20 protein-coding genes are annotated in these 15,063 nt (G+C 44.9%); 12 read left to right on the top strand and 8 right to left on the bottom strand.

The genetic code is table 11. The annotated features are described in order from the left end of the window. Positions 1-265: 265 nt before the first annotated feature. The 3 genes from R7O12_RS22890 to R7O12_RS22880 form a co-directional block, all read right to left on the bottom strand. Positions 266-1,405, bottom strand: coding sequence for a flagellin (locus R7O12_RS22890; protein WP_042521439.1), 1,140 nt, complete (start codon positions 1,403-1,405; stop codon positions 266-268). Positions 1,406-1,548: 143 nt separating this feature from the next. Further along, positions 1,549-2,451, bottom strand: a complete 903-nt coding sequence (locus R7O12_RS22885; protein WP_033907102.1) for a Dyp-type peroxidase — start codon at positions 2,449-2,451, stop codon at positions 1,549-1,551. Between the two features lie 46 nt (positions 2,452-2,497). Further along, on the bottom strand, positions 2,498-2,983 hold the full coding sequence (locus R7O12_RS22880; RefSeq protein ID WP_258474199.1) for a DUF2919 domain-containing protein: 486 nt from the start codon (positions 2,981-2,983) through the stop codon (positions 2,498-2,500). A 144-nt stretch (positions 2,984-3,127) separates the two neighbouring features. On the opposite strand from R7O12_RS22880, the gene R7O12_RS22875 reads away from it, so the two are divergent. Both R7O12_RS22875 and R7O12_RS22870 read left to right on the top strand, forming a co-directional pair. Then, complete coding sequence (locus R7O12_RS22875) at positions 3,128-3,481, top strand: DUF2956 domain-containing protein (protein ID WP_053306707.1); 354 nt, start codon at positions 3,128-3,130, stop codon at positions 3,479-3,481. Between the two features lie 3 nt (positions 3,482-3,484). Then, positions 3,485-3,817 carry a DUF4156 domain-containing protein gene (locus R7O12_RS22870; RefSeq protein WP_005380435.1) on the top strand — a complete coding sequence of 111 codons (333 nt, stop codon included), beginning with the start codon at positions 3,485-3,487 and terminating at the stop codon, positions 3,815-3,817. Positions 3,818-3,851: 34 nt separating this feature from the next. Here R7O12_RS22870 and R7O12_RS22865 read toward each other — a convergent pair whose 3' ends face one another. Continuing rightward, positions 3,852-4,139, bottom strand: coding sequence for a helix-turn-helix domain-containing protein (locus R7O12_RS22865; RefSeq protein ID WP_005380433.1), 288 nt, complete (start codon positions 4,137-4,139; stop codon positions 3,852-3,854). Between the two features lie 291 nt (positions 4,140-4,430). Here R7O12_RS22865 and R7O12_RS22860 point away from each other — a divergent pair, with 291 nt between their 5' ends. From R7O12_RS22860 to R7O12_RS22845, 4 genes are read left to right on the top strand one after another with little or no spacing between them, the layout of a single operon-like run. Then, complete coding sequence (locus R7O12_RS22860) at positions 4,431-4,781, top strand: ArsC family reductase (protein WP_258634398.1); 351 nt, start codon at positions 4,431-4,433, stop codon at positions 4,779-4,781. Positions 4,782-4,799: 18 nt separating this feature from the next. Further along, positions 4,800-5,936, top strand: coding sequence for a succinyl-diaminopimelate desuccinylase (gene dapE / locus R7O12_RS22855; protein WP_005380429.1), 1,137 nt, complete (start codon positions 4,800-4,802; stop codon positions 5,934-5,936). Between the two features lie 14 nt (positions 5,937-5,950). After that, on the top strand, positions 5,951-6,649 hold the full coding sequence (locus tag R7O12_RS22850; RefSeq protein WP_318126419.1) for a M15 family metallopeptidase: 699 nt from the start codon (positions 5,951-5,953) through the stop codon (positions 6,647-6,649). Continuing rightward, positions 6,646-6,849: a DUF2897 family protein gene (locus R7O12_RS22845; RefSeq protein WP_005380425.1), complete on the top strand. Its 204-nt coding sequence runs from the start codon at positions 6,646-6,648 to the stop codon at positions 6,847-6,849. Before R7O12_RS22850 ends, R7O12_RS22845 begins: the two co-directional genes overlap by 4 nt. A 106-nt stretch (positions 6,850-6,955) precedes the next feature. Here R7O12_RS22845 and bamC read toward each other — a convergent pair whose 3' ends face one another. Continuing rightward, positions 6,956-7,975: an outer membrane protein assembly factor BamC gene (gene bamC / locus R7O12_RS22840; protein WP_005380424.1), complete on the bottom strand. Its 1,020-nt coding sequence runs from the start codon at positions 7,973-7,975 to the stop codon at positions 6,956-6,958. 80 nt (positions 7,976-8,055) lie between these two features. After that, positions 8,056-8,934 (bottom strand): 4-hydroxy-tetrahydrodipicolinate synthase, encoded by an 879-nt coding sequence (gene dapA / locus R7O12_RS22835; protein WP_005380422.1) that lies wholly within the window; start codon positions 8,932-8,934, stop codon positions 8,056-8,058. A gap of 476 nt (positions 8,935-9,410) precedes the next feature. Here dapA and R7O12_RS22830 point away from each other — a divergent pair, with 476 nt between their 5' ends. Both R7O12_RS22830 and bcp read left to right on the top strand, forming a co-directional pair. Next, a complete protein-coding gene (locus R7O12_RS22830; RefSeq protein WP_005380420.1) occupies positions 9,411-9,953 on the top strand; it encodes a glycine cleavage system protein R in 543 nt (180 codons plus the stop codon). A 16-nt stretch (positions 9,954-9,969) separates the two neighbouring features. Continuing rightward, the gene (gene bcp, locus R7O12_RS22825) at positions 9,970-10,440 is read left to right on the top strand and encodes a thioredoxin-dependent thiol peroxidase (RefSeq protein WP_005380418.1); all 471 of its coding nucleotides are present in this window, start codon (positions 9,970-9,972) and stop codon (positions 10,438-10,440) included. Positions 10,441-10,517: 77 nt separating this feature from the next. Here bcp and R7O12_RS22820 read toward each other — a convergent pair whose 3' ends face one another. Together R7O12_RS22820 and R7O12_RS22815 are read right to left on the bottom strand one after the other, a co-directional pair. Continuing rightward, on the bottom strand, positions 10,518-11,591 hold the full coding sequence (locus R7O12_RS22820) for an AI-2E family transporter (RefSeq protein WP_005380416.1): 1,074 nt from the start codon (positions 11,589-11,591) through the stop codon (positions 10,518-10,520). A 1-nt stretch (position 11,592) separates the two neighbouring features. Continuing rightward, positions 11,593-11,829, bottom strand: coding sequence for a sulfurtransferase TusA family protein (locus tag R7O12_RS22815; protein WP_005380414.1), 237 nt, complete (start codon positions 11,827-11,829; stop codon positions 11,593-11,595). Between the two features lie 257 nt (positions 11,830-12,086). Between R7O12_RS22815 and R7O12_RS22810 the strand changes: the two genes are divergently transcribed. The 4 genes from R7O12_RS22810 to R7O12_RS22795 are packed head-to-tail and all read left to right on the top strand — an operon-like array spanning position 12,087 to position 14,938. Further along, positions 12,087-13,538: a tetratricopeptide repeat protein gene (locus R7O12_RS22810; protein WP_005394337.1), complete on the top strand. Its 1,452-nt coding sequence runs from the start codon at positions 12,087-12,089 to the stop codon at positions 13,536-13,538. Positions 13,539-13,554: 16 nt separating this feature from the next. Next, on the top strand, positions 13,555-13,905 hold the full coding sequence (gene arsC / locus R7O12_RS22805) for an arsenate reductase (glutaredoxin) (protein WP_005380410.1): 351 nt from the start codon (positions 13,555-13,557) through the stop codon (positions 13,903-13,905). Then, positions 13,906-14,475: an NAD(P)H:quinone oxidoreductase gene (gene wrbA, locus R7O12_RS22800; protein ID WP_005380409.1), complete on the top strand. Its 570-nt coding sequence runs from the start codon at positions 13,906-13,908 to the stop codon at positions 14,473-14,475. A gap of 22 nt (positions 14,476-14,497) precedes the next feature. Further along, positions 14,498-14,938 (top strand): DUF2069 domain-containing protein, encoded by a 441-nt coding sequence (locus tag R7O12_RS22795; RefSeq protein ID WP_005380407.1) that lies wholly within the window; start codon positions 14,498-14,500, stop codon positions 14,936-14,938. Positions 14,939-15,063 lie beyond the last annotated feature (125 nt).

Raw genomic sequence — 15,063 nt, 5'->3', positions numbered from 1 at the left:
TGGTGATTTCTCCAATTGATTTTCCGGTGTAGCGGTTTCCGACGTCTCGGAAAACCAAGTAGTTCTCTCAAAGTTACTTTTATTAACGGCGCATGCCCTGTTTTCTTTAGAGAAAATTTTGGATTTTTTTTGAAAATAATTCGTTTGGAGGGGTAATCGTGACAAAGCGGATAAAAAAGCAAAAAAACTTTCATTTTTCGCTAAAGCTTCTTTTCGAATTGTCGATACAGGCAGGTTTTACGTTAAATTCGGGCAAGGCCGTTCATCAGCCAAGCAAGGTCAATGCTAGGTTTGGCGCTTGTTTTGCTTGCGCCAGAATAGAGGTACTGACCTGTTGTAAAATCTGTTGCTTCACCATTTGCGTAGTTTCTTTGGCATAGTCAGTGTCTTGGATACGACTGTTGGAAGCGGCTAAGTTTTCGTGGATATTATCGAGATTATTGATCGCATGATTAAAGCGGTTTTGATACGCGCCTAACTCCGCACGACTGCCATCTACCGTTTTCAAAGCATCATCTAAAATTCCGACCGCCATCTGAGCGCCACCGACCGTGCTAATATCAATACTATCTACCGTTCTATTTACGGTGACATACTTGCCAAGTTCTAACTCATCAGCCAGGCCACCACTGAAGGTTGGTCCAGGGTATTTTATGGCGTCCTTGTGGGACATGAGTAACTGCAGTTGCCCCTCTTCATTAACAGACGCTTTCACTTTATCGGTTTGCCCATTAATGTAAGTCGCGAGTTCTTCTATATCGTCGCCAGCTTTAGCTTCAATACGGATCTCCTGCTCTTCAAAATTGTTATCACGGTAGCTGATAACAATTTCATTATTTCCGTTTTGAACCGTCCAATCTGAACTGACTCTTTGATATGAGCTCATTGAAAAGCTACCTAAAGATTCCGGCTGCATGGTCCGCAGGCCAATTTGTACCGCTTCACCAGCCGTTGCACCGATTTGAAAAGACGATGTACCGAATGTTCCATTCAGCAATTTACGTCCGCCAAAGGAGGTCGTTTCTGCAATACGACTTAACTCATCATTTAAAGCAGAGACTTCTTCTTGCAGTGCATTGCGCTCCGCTTTGCTGTTTGAACCATTGGCTGACTGTAGCGACAAATCACGCATACGTTGCATGATATTGGTCACCTCATTCATCGCGCCTTCCGCAGTTTGCATGATGGAAATGCCGTCATTCGCGTTACGTACCGCGACATCCAAACCACGCATTTGTGATTGCAAGCGGTTGGAGATTTGCAGACCCGCAGCGTCATCCTTTGCGCTATTAATACGCTTCCCTGAAGACAAACGCTCCATGGATTGGTTCAGCATATCCGTTGCACTGGTCAAATGACGCTGTGCGACAAGTGCTGCTACATTGGTATTAACGGTGATCGCCACGAATAAAGAGTCCTAAAATTAAGGCTTTGAGTACTTATCGACCAAGTAACAGAAAAGTTTAGTGTTTTTTGAAAAGAGATTGGAATAGAAATAGAAAACAAAAGCCCTCCAATTGGAGGGCTTAAGAAATAAAGTCTGAGAACTTACTTGATGGCTAGCTCTGCGAGCATTTCTTGTGAAGGAGCGAAGAAGTACGCACCAGTTACCGCTTTTGTGAAACGAAGCATTTGGTCTGTTTTACCATCGGTCACGCCGTACATACTTTCTAGCATCACTTTAATGTTATGAAGTGTATTGCAGTAAGAAATAAACAGCAGGCCATGAGGCCCTGTTACCGTCCCGTATGGCAAGCTATGACGGACAATCTTGAGACCTTTTCCTTCTTCTTTAATATCAACGCGACCAACGTGTGATGCAGCAGGAACGTCTTCTAGCTCTATAGAGTCTGGTTTGGTACGACCAATCACTTTTTCTTGCGCTTTGACATTCAAGCGATTCCAAGCGGCAAGGTTATGTTCGAAGCGTTGAGCCATGACATAACTGCCTCCAGCAAATGGGCCCTCTTTTACTAGAGCCACATCAGCGCGAGCCTCCCCTTTCGGGTTTTCTGTCCCATCAATAAAGTCTGTCATATCACGAGCATCAAGGTAACGGTACCCATATGTTTCGTCCACAATGGTGACATCTTGTGCCGTCTCTTCTAGGAACTTACGCAACACGTAAAAATGCAAGTCGTGACGAGTCGAGTGACAGTGAATCAGTACATCTACGTCTGTTGCTGGAGCAACGATGTCACCTTCGCCAAGTTGAGTAAAATCAATAAGCTCTTCTGGCGCGTCTACATTAAGGTGTTCCCAAAACGATTTTGTGAATGCGATAGAAAGCGTCAGCGCTGCACCCGGCTGGGTAATGTTTAACTCTTCCACCAACTTTGGCAGTGCTTTCAGTTTTTCTAATACGTTTTCACGGTTTTGGTTCACTTTGAGTTGAGTGTACAGTGCAAATGGCCCGGCTTCTGGCACGATCGCCGTTTGAGCTTGTGACATTGAGGTTTCCTCTATTACTTTGCCCCAGAGTGGGAAGTTATTGTTTTTAATTCTTTGAATGCTGCTGTTCATCGCGCGCCAATTGTGGCACATGAAAACAGTCTTTTACCCATCTTCCATTTAGAAGATAGATCATAAACCAAGCTAATAAGGTAATGGTAAGGGCGTTTGCCCAATTAAACACTCCATGTTCTAGGTACACATGATACATGGTCTGAGCAAGTTGAATACCGCACAAGATCAAAGTGATCTCGCGACCATAGCGAGTAATTCTGTTTACCCATCCTCTGTCGGGATGACGAAGCCCCATTAACCACATAAGAAGCAAACTTGGAATGCCCATCGCCAAACCTAAATACAACGTACTTGAATCTGGGTAAACAATAGCGAGTAGCTTACTACCACTATCACGACTTACACCAGCCATGGCAAACACCACCCATGAACGCACAAGAAACATCCATCCCACCCATAAAATGATCGGCGCCTTTAAAAATCCATGGGCGTCATATTGGTCAAACGAATAGCGCACAACATCTTCTTCTTTATGTGATAAAAACGTCACTTTAACCTATCGTTTCAGAGTTGCAAGCCAACAAAGATGAGAACTGAAGTTCATTTCAGCACCTTACACAGGTAAACTAAACAAAGATTTACAGCGACGTTGATGAGAAACATGAAAAAAAGAACTCCTGCCACCCCTGTGCCTTCTCAAGAAACACAAGCCGAAGCGATGAGAACTGCTAAATCCACGCAAAAGCCCGGCCAAACCAAAGAGCAAACCAAGCTCATCGCTCAAGGTATCGAAAAAGGCATCGCGCAATATAAGAAACAACAAAAAGAGCGCAACCGCCAAGCCGATAAAGCGAAGAAAAAACAGCAACGTGAAAAACAACGTCAGCATGAAGAGATTATCGAACAAGACAATATCACCGACGATGCGCCAAACCATTCATCAAGCAAACTGCCTTGGACACTACTTGTCCTGAGCTGGATTGGCTTTGCTGCTTACATAGTATTGGGGAAATAGCTAATGAAACGCCTGTTACTTGGACTTTTTGTCGTGCTTCTAACGGGTTGCACGATGCCTTCTCACCTTACTCATGCTCAAAGTCAAGATGTTCATATTCGCATTGACGCGCAATTCGACCCTGAGCGATGCGAATACAAAGGCGAAGTCACCGGAAGTGAAGGCCATTGGTATAACTACATTTTCATGACTAATGACGCGATGATGCAAGGCGCGATGAACGATTTAAAAAACAATGCAGCGGCTATCGATGCGGACACCGTTTTTATGGTTTCCCCACAAGATTTTATCACTTCATTTAGCGTGCTGGGTTCCGCCTACCGCTGCAATGGATGAGGCCTGAATATGAAAAAAGCCAGCAATTGCTGGCTTATGCACGAAATCCAAGACTGCTAGCGATATCTCTCTCCCGCTCTAGAACCCATTGGCTATCAAAAGGCCCCCAATCTGAAAGTTGATAATAGCCGTCATTATGACGTCGGCCATCTTGAACGAATATGAGTTCAATGCCGATCCCAGGTAACGCCTTGAGTACATCTTGAATAGTACGACGAGGCCACCCCGTTTTTTCGATCAACTTTGGCACATTCGGCCTTTCTAGGTTTTCCACCAACAAGGCCAAATATAGCCGCCTTGCAAAAACAGGACTCAATTCCATTGACACCTCCTAAAATTGTGCTGATTCATTATTTCGTTTTTGCTCAGCGAGGTGTTGCGTTTGATCAATAACTCGACTTTTCCATTTGATTTAGACGAATTTTTATTCGATTTATAGCGCATTCATCGTAAATAAGTTATGTGACATTAGTTATCTCAATCTATCTGAAAATATTTTCCACCGCATTTTGTCAGTTTGATTGCTTCTTGATAGGATGCTTTAACAGCCCAAATCACTTAAGTGCGTCTTAACCGCGCCAGTGAAAAATAGAACAAAGAAAAAGGAAACACTATGTCGATTACCATGTTTGGTATTCCCAACTGCGATACGATCAAAAAAGCCAAGAAATGGTTAGAAGCCGAGGATATTGCTTACGACTTCCATGACTACCGTAAGCAAGGCATTGATGCAGAAATGGTAAGTGAATTTTGTCGCGCTTTAGGTTGGGAACAGGTGCTCAATAAACGTGGCACAACCTACCGCCAATTAGCGCAAGAGCAGAGAGACACACTTAACGAGGAAAACGCCATCGCTCTTTTGGTAGAAAACCCTGCGATGATTAAACGCCCAATGTTAAAAGTGAATGATCAACTTCATATCGGTTTTAAAGCTGATCAATACGCTAGCATTTTCAACTCTTAAATAAAGGAATACTCAAGGATGACAGACAGTCCAGTATTGGCACTTGCTAAAGATCTGATCAGTAGACAGTCCGTAACGCCGGAAGACGCAGGTTGTCAGGATTTGATGATCGAGCGCTTAAAAGCACTCGGGTTTGAAATTGAAGTGATGGTATTTGAAGACACCACGAACTTCTGGGCTCGACGTGGTTCAGAAGCGCCGCTATTTGCGTTTGCTGGCCACACCGATGTGGTACCAGCTGGCAAATTGGAACACTGGAATACACATCCGTTTGAACCGACCATTATTGATGGTTACTTGCATGGCCGCGGCGCAGCTGACATGAAAGGGTCACTAGCTGCTATGGTCGTTGCTGTCGAACGCTTCATTGAAGAAAACCCAGACCACAAAGGCTCAATTGGCTTTTTGATTACGTCAGATGAAGAAGGGCCATTTATCAATGGTACCGTTCGCGTTGTAGAAACGTTGATGGAACGTGGTGAGAACATCGATATGTGTATTGTTGGTGAACCATCCAGCACCGACGTGGTTGGCGATGTAGTGAAAAATGGACGCCGTGGATCCATCACTGGTGATTTAACGGTAAAAGGAACACAAGGTCACGTGGCCTACCCTCACCTAGCCAGCAATCCAGTGCACGAGTCTCTACTCGCGATTCATGAACTCGCGACGACAGAATGGGACAAAGGGAATGATTACTTCCCACCGACCAGTTTCCAGATCCCGAATGTATCGGCTGGCACTGGTGCGTCTAACGTTATTCCTGGCGAGTTCCATGTTCAGTTCAACCTACGTTTTAGTACTGAGCTTAACAATGACGCAATTGTTCAGCGTGTTACCGAAACATTGGACAAGCATGAGCTGGACTACGACCTAAAATGGACATTCAACGGTGACCCATTCCTGACCGATACGGGCGCACTGCTAGACGCGGTTGTAGCTGCTGTGGCCGAAGTCAATGATACGAAGCCAGCGCTACTTACAACTGGCGGTACTTCTGATGGTCGTTTTATTGCTCGAATGGGAGGTCAAGTCGTAGAGTTAGGTCCTGTTAACGCTACGATTCATAAAGTGAACGAGTGTGTGAAAGTCGACGATCTTGAAAAGTTGACGGACATGTACGAAAACACGTTGAAACACCTATTGGCGAAGTAATCAGCGAGAACACAATGACACCAGAGCAACTCACCGGAATCACTGATTCCCATCTTCAATCCACACTAGTGGGGCAAAAGGCATTTATGCTTCACCCTAAAGTAGTCAATGACTTATTGAAGATGATTAATGCCGCAACCGAAGCAGGTTTCAAAATGGAAATCGCCAGTGGTTTTCGTGACTTTAATCGCCAAGAAGCCATCTGGAACGGGAAGTTTTCTGGTGAGTTGCCAATTATCGACGTCAACTCCCGCCCTTTGAATAAAGCAGAGTTAAATGACGAAGAGAAATTGATGGCCATTTTGCGCTGGTCGGCATTGCCCGGAGGAAGTCGTCATCATTGGGGTTGTGATTTTGATGTCTATGCGCGCAATTTATTGCCTGCTGACACAACACTCAAGTTGGAACCTTGGGAGTATCTTGAAGGCCACCAGCAGGCGTTCTACCAATGGTTAAAAGCCAACCTTGGTCGGTTCGGTTTCTTCTTTCCTTATCAGCATGATTTAGGTGGCGTTTCGATTGAGCCTTGGCACATTAGTCACCGCGCTGTCGGGCAGCAATGCCTCGAGCAGTTGACGCTTGATGTACTCAGAAGCCAGTTGATTAAACAAAATCAGACCGACAACATTGCAGGGATTGACGTCATACTGAATAATTTGGATAACGTCGTTGCCAAATTTATTCACAATATCACGCCGCCGGAGGCTCTATGATAGAAATACTAACCAATCCTTGGGTCATTATTATTGTAGTGTTGAGCGTGGTCATTGGTAATATTGCCGCACTCAAATATACCGCAAAAATGAAGTTTGGTCAGATGGATAAAAGCCGTAAGAACGATTTAGATAAGCTGAACACATTGGATAAACAGCGCTACGCTGAAGAAGATAAAAACAAAAACGAGCCTCGTTAGTTACTCACCAGCTTCATCTCGACACATTTAATCTAAACATCAAAAAAGGGACCACTAGGTCCCTTTTCTATCATTAAGTAAACACGCCGCGTTAAGCTCGCTTTGTTTACTGCTTCACTGTTGCAGCCAATACAGGCGCTAGTGATTTCAAAAACTCTTCTTCTACTGGCTTGCCAGAGGAGTCGGTGATATTGATAGACGTACGGTTGCCTAAATCACCAAGTAAGAATGTGTACTTACCAGCGGCTAACTCCACTGGTTTAACGCCGATATCGTTCCAGAATTCATCATCCGGAGACGCATATTTCGCAGTGATTGTGCCCTGCGACTGGCTACGCTCTTCAATCTTAAAGCCCATCTTAGGTAGAATATTAGGCAGACGTTGCCAAAGCATGTTGTATTGCGCACGCGCGATAATCACTGGAAGTCCGCTGCGGTCTTTACCCATTGTGATTGGGATCTGTTTAACCAACTCTTGCGCTTTACGCTGTGCTTCTTCACGCACTTCTTGGTCGTAGCGAGCGGTGACCAAGTTCGTCATGAATACATTGTAGCGCTCACGGTTGGTCGCCGTTACTTCTTTCACTTGATTGCCTTCACGCCAGTCAATAAGGCTCACCTTAAAGCCGTGTCGACCATTTGCTTCAGCGCGTACGATTTCATATCGGCTGCCAATTTCTAGCTCTTCATCTGGCGAATCCCAAGTCACCCATCCTGTCTCGATGCGAGAGTCTGTTTGGCTTTCAACTGGAATCTCGTTAGCCGCGACCATGTTTTGCACCGTTTGCCAAACTTTATCTAGTTCATCTTTACGAAGTAGCCAAAGTGTCACTTCACCATCACTACTGCGGTCCAAACGTGCACCGGGAATAAGCTCTAGGACTTGTTGAGGTGGACGAATGTCGACATCTTTACCTACACCACCAGCGTAGTTACCCTGAGGGATCTCGTAGTTAGGGTAAAACTGAGGCTGTGCACCCTGTGGGACATTCCACTCACCCAAATTTGGGGAGTTCAAATACTCGAAGTCATCTTTTGCTTGACGACGTTGATTGGCACCACCTGAACAGGCAGTCAATACGAATACAGCTAATGAACTTAACACTAACTGGCTTGAAAGCTTCATCTATACTCCTAAAACACCGAGGGCGCTTTGGCCCCCAGTATGAACTTCAATCCTAGTAACTCAATCTTAATAGCTCAATCTTAATAAATATGGGCGTCTGTTAGCGCCTGCTCGACGATCGGCTGCGATTTTTCAGAAAGCGTAGTTAAAGGAAGACGCAAACCACCTTCTTCAATCAAACCAAGCTTTTGCGCTGCCCATTTTACTGGGATAGGGCTTGCTTCGATGAAAAGGTTTTTATGTAGAGTCATCAAGCGTTGGTTAATCGCTTCTGCTTCTTCGTACTTACCTTCACTTGCCAAATGGAACATGTCTGCCATGTCTTTAGCTGCAATATTGTTCGTTACCGAGATAACACCATTGCCGCCAAGTTTCACAAAATCCAGCCCTGTCGCATCATCGCCACTTAGTAAGATAAAATCTTCGCCACAAAGTTCACGATGAATTGCAATTCGTTCCAAATCGCCCGTTGCATCTTTTAGAGCTACGATATTATCAAGCTTTGACAAGCGTGCCACTGTTTCTGGCTGCATATCAACAGCAGTACGGCCTGGTACGTTGTACAAAATTAGAGGCACATCACTCGCTTCGGCAATTGCCTTGTAATGTAGAAACAAACCCTCTTGAGTTGGTTTGTTGTAATACGGTGTCACACTCAGGAAGCCAGCAATACCAGAATCAGCCAGTAATTTGCTAAATGTTACTGCCTCATGGGTTGCATTTGCACCCGTGCCAGCAATCACAGGGATGCGACCGTCGGCAAACTCAACAGTTTTATTAACGACCTTTACATGCTCTTCAATGGTCAGTGTCGCTGACTCACCTGTTGTGCCTACTGCCACAATACCGTCTGTACCCGCTTCAACGTGGTACTCTACTAGCTTTTGCAGACCGTCAAAGTCTACTTCGCCATCTGCTTTGAATGGCGTAATCAGCGCTACGATACTTCCTGAAAACATGTTTATCTCCCTCATTTAACTCTTTCTGCATGGTACTGTAATGCGATTGAAAAACACAAGAGCGTAAACTCGCTTACAAAGTACAAATGAATGAATAATTACCAGTTGTTAGAGGTCTAGCAACTTAATTGCTCTATTTGGTTTGATTAACGGCAATATTGATAATCGTGTTGGGCTTTCGAGTGACTTTAGAATCTATCAGTGATTTGGAAAATACTGAAGAGCACAAGCAAGGAAAATATACTCTTTGGTCTTGTTAGCCAAGTCAGATCTAAGTGAATAAAACGGCCAGACAATAGGCAAGCACATCATGCAAACGTTTTGTTTATCCTATAGCCTGCATTTACTGTTTATTTCCCACCACTCCCCTCAAGCTCCGACTGCTTTTTTATGGACTAAAAAAGAACTGGCTCGATATTTCTTCGCAATATCTGTGCTAACATCTCTCTATTGAAGAAAGGACAAGAAGCTCATTTATGAAGCAACATCTGGTACTTACAGCAGTTGGAACGGACCGTCCAGGCATTTGTAACCAAGTCGTACAGCTCGTTACTCAAGCTGGTTGTAACATAGTCGATAGCCGTATCGCTATCTTTGGCAGCGAATTTACGCTGATCATGCTCCTGACTGGGAACGCCAGCAGCGTGACTCGAGTTGAAACACAATTGCCCCTGCTTGGCCAAGAACATGACCTTATTACGATCATGAAACGCACAGCGGCGCACGAACTGCTCGATAACAGCTACACCATGGAAGTGTTTATTGAGTCTGAAGACCGCCCTGGGTTAACTGAAAAATTTACTAAGTTCTTCGCTGATCAGCAGATTGGTTTAGACTCTCTTAGCGCGCAAACCATCAGCAAGTCGAAAATTCAACTCGATTCTGACCAGTTTCACATTGCGATTACTGCATCTGTAAGCGCGGATTTTAATTTGATGCAGTTACAAGAAGACTTCGATGAACTTTGTAAGTCGCTCAACGTACAAGGTTCTCTGAATTTCATTAAAAACACACTATAAAGTAAAGGAAATCAAAATGAATACGCTGACAGCAGGCTCGCCAGCGCCAGCCTTCTCTTTGCTCGACCAAGACGGAAATACCGTTTCTCTTGAAGACTTTAAAGGCAAGAAAGTACTTTTCTACTTTTACCCTAAGGCGATGACGCCGGGTTGTACTACACAAGCAAAAGGCCTTCGTGACATCAAAGCTGAACTCGATGCACATAACGTGGTGGTACTCGGCGTAAGCATCGACCCTGTAAAGCGTCTAGGCAAGTTCATCGAGCGCGATGATTTAAACTTCACTCTGCTTTCTGATGAAGACCATGCCGTTGCTGACCAGTTCGGCGTTTGGGGCGAAAAGAAATTCATGGGCAAAGTATACGACGGTCTTCACCGCATTAGCTTTCTGATCAATGAAGAAGGCGTGATCGAACATGTGTTCAACAAGTTCAAAACCAAAGATCACCACGAAGTCGTATTAAACTACTTAAACGAAAACGCTTAAACGCTATTGTTTTTCTACAAACAAAAAGCCCAGCAAACTGCTGGGCTTTCTTTTAACCATCATACCTTTGGTAACAACTACTCTTGTTCGACAGGTTCGTTTTCTTCCGTGCTTGGTAATGCATGCCATACGGCTTTGACTAATGTCGCTAAAGGAATGGCGAAGAACACCCCCCAAAAACCCCACAGCCCACCAAAGACTAATACAGCCACAATGATAGCAACTGGGTGTAAGTTTACTGCCTCGGAAAACAGAACAGGAACCAACACATTACCATCCAGCGCCTGGATAATACCGTAAGCAAGCAACAACCAATAAAACGGAGGCGTTAAACCCCATTGGAACAAACCAACGATAGCAACAGGTACAGTAACAGCCGCCGCACCGATATAAGGAATCAAAACCGACAGACCAACGGCTACGGCAAGCAACGCCGAGTAACGAAGATCTAAAAGGGCAAAAGTCACGTAGCTCACACCGCCCACGATTAAAATCTCTAACACTTTACCGCGAATGTAATTTGATATCTGCTCGTTCATTTCATGCCAAACTTTATTCGCCAATTTACGGTTTTTCGGCAGAATACCGCTTGCGATTCGCAGCATTTCTTCTTTGTCTTTAAGCAAAAAGAAGATAAGGAGTGGCACTAAGATCAAATATACCGCTAGCGTTGCAATGCTAACTAATGAAGCAAGCGACCCTTTGACGACACTTTCACCCAGCCCCAGTGCTTGGTTTTTGGCGTTCGTCACCACGGTTTCTACTATTTCTAAATTGGCTAGTTCAGGATGGCGCTCTGGCAATGTGACAATAAACTTTTGTAGCCCGTTGTACATGTTCGGAATATCGTTAATTAGATTACCGACCTGAGTCCAAATCGTCGGAACCAAGCCAAACAACGCAATTAACATCAACCCGACAAAGACCAAGATAACGATAATAACCGACAAGGTGCGCGGCACGCCTATACGACACATTTTGACAACTGGCCATTCAAGTAGATAAGCCAAAACGATCGCGACAAGTAATGGCGCAATCAAGTGTCCAAAGAAGTAAATGGTGATAAAGCCAAACAGCAAGATCGCGACGAGACTTACTGCGTGAGGGTCAGAGAAACGTCGTTTATACCAACGACTAACCATTTCAAACATCTTATGCGGATTCCTTATTGAAGACAGTCAATGTGTAGTGCTCTGATGTAGATTGGCAATCAACTGAGTACCCTTGGGCACTAAGATAGTTCACAATGTCTCGTTTAGAGCTGTTGTCCACCACTTGAATGACAAGTTGATGATACTGCTTTGCTTCTCCTTGAAAGACCTCAGCAGCATGACGCTTTGCAAGTAACAGTGCCATAGGACAACGTTGCTCACGCAAATCAAGTAACATGGATTCCATTGTATTGCTCTGCACTTATGATAGGGTTGTATTGTAACGGCTTTTTGAGCTGGTGCTAGCACTTCTGACATGATTTAACCACATGCTGAAATAGCTCGGATATAAAATAATTTACGAAACCAATTCATTTATTTCCGGTCTTACTGTTAGCTTATATCCTCACGGATAACCAAAACGTATGTGGCGCTGTTAATAGGCTCTCGACCTGTAACCACATGCTTATGTATTTTGGAGAACCTTGTAAACGTATGTTAAAACGCACTCGCTCGCTAGTTTGCTTATGTCTTGCTGCTGCCATCAGTTCGCCGACAACTTATGCCAATAGCATTGACTTGCCAGACATTGGCACAGCTGCTGGTGGCACGCTTTCAATAGACCAAGAGTTGATTTATGGCGACGCCTATATGCGTATGCTCAGAGCCAGTAAACCTATCGTTAATGACCCTGTCATCAATGAATATATTGACTCTCTTGGGCACAAATTAGTGGCCAATGCGAATGATGTAAAAACGCCGTTCCACTTCTTTATGATTCGCGACCGTAATATCAACGCATTCGCGTTTTTTGGTGGCTATGTAGCGCTGCATTCTGGGTTGTTTCTTCATGCTCGTTCAGAAAGTGAGCTGGCCTCTGTTGTCGCTCACGAGATAGCGCACGTCACACAACGTCACCTTGCTCGGAGTATGGAAGAACAAGCACGCCGCTCTCCGGCCACATTAGCCGCACTTGCGGGGGCACTACTGCTTTCAATTGCCTCACCCGAAGCGGGGATGGCTGCAATTACAGCAGCAACCGCGGGCAACATGCAAAGTCAAATCAACTACACTCGCGCGAATGAAAAAGAAGCGGATCGCTTTGGTATTTCGACACTAGCAAAAGCCGGTTTTGATGTTCAAGCAATGCCAAGGTTTTTTGGCCGTCTTGCTGATGAGTATCGTTATGCAAGTAAACCGCCACCAATGCTCCTGACTCACCCTCTGCCTGAAGATCGAATTACCGATAGCCGTGCGCGAGCAAGAACCTATCCTCCAATGCGTGTTGTGCCTTCAATAGACTATCATCTAGCTCGCGCGCGCATTGTGGCTCGTTACGCTGGCATTGATGGACAAGCCGCCCTGAGCTGGTTTGAGAGAACCCAAAAGAAAGCCTCTGCGGACATTACACCTGCTTTTGATTATGGTCGAGCACTCGTGCATTTAGACAATAAACGCCTATCTCAAGCGGAACCAATTTTGAAAAAGTTACTGGAACAAGACCCAAGTAACCCGTTTTACTTGGACGCTATGACGGATTTATATATCGAGAAGAAGCAGCCAGAAAAAGCAACCGAGATGCTCCGCAAAGCGTTATCTCGTAACCCTCAAAATAAAGTATTGACCATTAACTACGCCAATGCGCTACTTGAGGACAATAAAAACGATCAAGCCACGCGAGTTCTTCAAAGATACACTCATGACTATCCTGAAGATACAAATGGCTGGCACCTAATATCGAAGAGCTACCACGCGCTGGGGCGTAGCGATGAAGAGTTGGCTGCTCGAGCAGAAATTTTGGCATTGCGAGCAAATTGGAATAAAGCGATTCAATATTATAGTGAAGCAAGTAAAATGGCCAAGTTGGGCAGCTTAGAGCAAGCGCGATACGATGCCCGTATCGACCAACTCATGATCCAAAGAGATCGATTCATGGCATTACAATAACGAAATGGAGAAAACCATGTCAGTCGTGATTTATCACAACCCTCGTTGCTCAAAGAGCCGTCAAACACTTGAACTGCTTGAGCAAAATGGTGTTACACCGGAAGTCGTCAAATACCTAGACACACCACTTAACGTGGATGAACTAAAAGCGCTGTACGCCCAGCTTGGCTTTTCATCTGTACGTGAAATGATGCGCACTAAAGAAAGTGAATATAAAGAGCTTGGCTTAGGCGAAGACTCCGTCAGCGATGAGCAATTATTCGAAGCAATGGCGAAAAATCCAAAGTTGTTTGAGCGTCCGGTAGTCGTTGCTAACGGCAAAGCAAAAATTGGTCGCCCACCAGAGCAAGTGTTGGATATTTTATAAATGGATTGCCAGATCCTTATTTTGTATTTCAGCCGTCATGGCTCGACAAAACAACTGGCAAGACAAATAGCAAGAGGAGTCGAATCGACTCCTCAATGCCAAGCAATTTTGCGTACAGTTGAAGAATTGTCACCTCACTCACACTCCCCTTCTGATCCAATTGTTACTCTAGAGGAACTGAAAACGTGCGACGGTCTAGCGTTTGGCAGCCCCGTCTGGTTTGGCAACATGGCTGCGCCTTTAAAGCACTTCTGGGATCAGACTACATCTTTATGGGTCAGTGGTGACTTAATCGATAAGCCTGCTTGTGTCTTTACCTCTTCGTCCTCGATGCATGGCGGTCAAGAAACAACGTTACAAAGCATGATGACCCCTTTATTGCATCACGGGATGATGGTTTTGGGCATTCCTTATTCCGAGCCAGAGTTACACACTACGCAGTCCGGAGGCACTCCGTATGGCGCCAGCAGTGTAGGCCATGAGGCGACCCTGAGCAGTGAAGAGATTCGCCTGGCACAACAATTAGGCAAAAGGCTGGCAACTGCAGCGTTAAAACTAAAAGTCTGTTAGTAAAATCAAGGATAGTTAATCGATGTCTGACTCTTTAGACCAAACACCACTCGGTACACAGGCTAAAACCTATCGTTACCTGGCTTTATTTGGCAACTTAGCCTTATTAGCCTGGGTCGCTATTTGGCAGCTTGCGTTATCCCCTCACCCTCACCTCAGCAGCACAACACTTGCTATTGCTTGGTGTATTCCGCTACTACTTCCGTTGCCTGGTATTTTAGCTGGTAAGCCTTACACTCATGCTTGGGCTAACTTTGTTCTTATGCTGTATTTCTTGCATGCGCTGACCATCCTTTATGTGGATGGGGGTGAACGCTGGCTTGCGGCAGTGGAACTGATACTGACTTCACTCGGTTTCGCTGGTAATATTTTGTTTGCTAGAGCGAGAGGCAAAGAGCTAGGTCTTAAGTTGAAACGCCTCTCTCAAGTAGAAAAAGAAGAAAAAGCGAAATTCAATAAATAACGCCAATCGCAGTCAATCACTGATCATTGGTTCGAATACGAATTTAGAAAGTAAATTACCACCTTCTAAAGAAGGTGGCTTTGTGTGAGCCCCCTAAAAGGGGGCCTTTGTTTAGTCCAGCGCCA

It is taken from the genome of Vibrio sp. Vb1574 (genome assembly GCF_033338675.1).
Note: the sequence above shows the minus strand (reverse complement) of the source record. Positions and strands in the feature narration are given on the sequence as shown.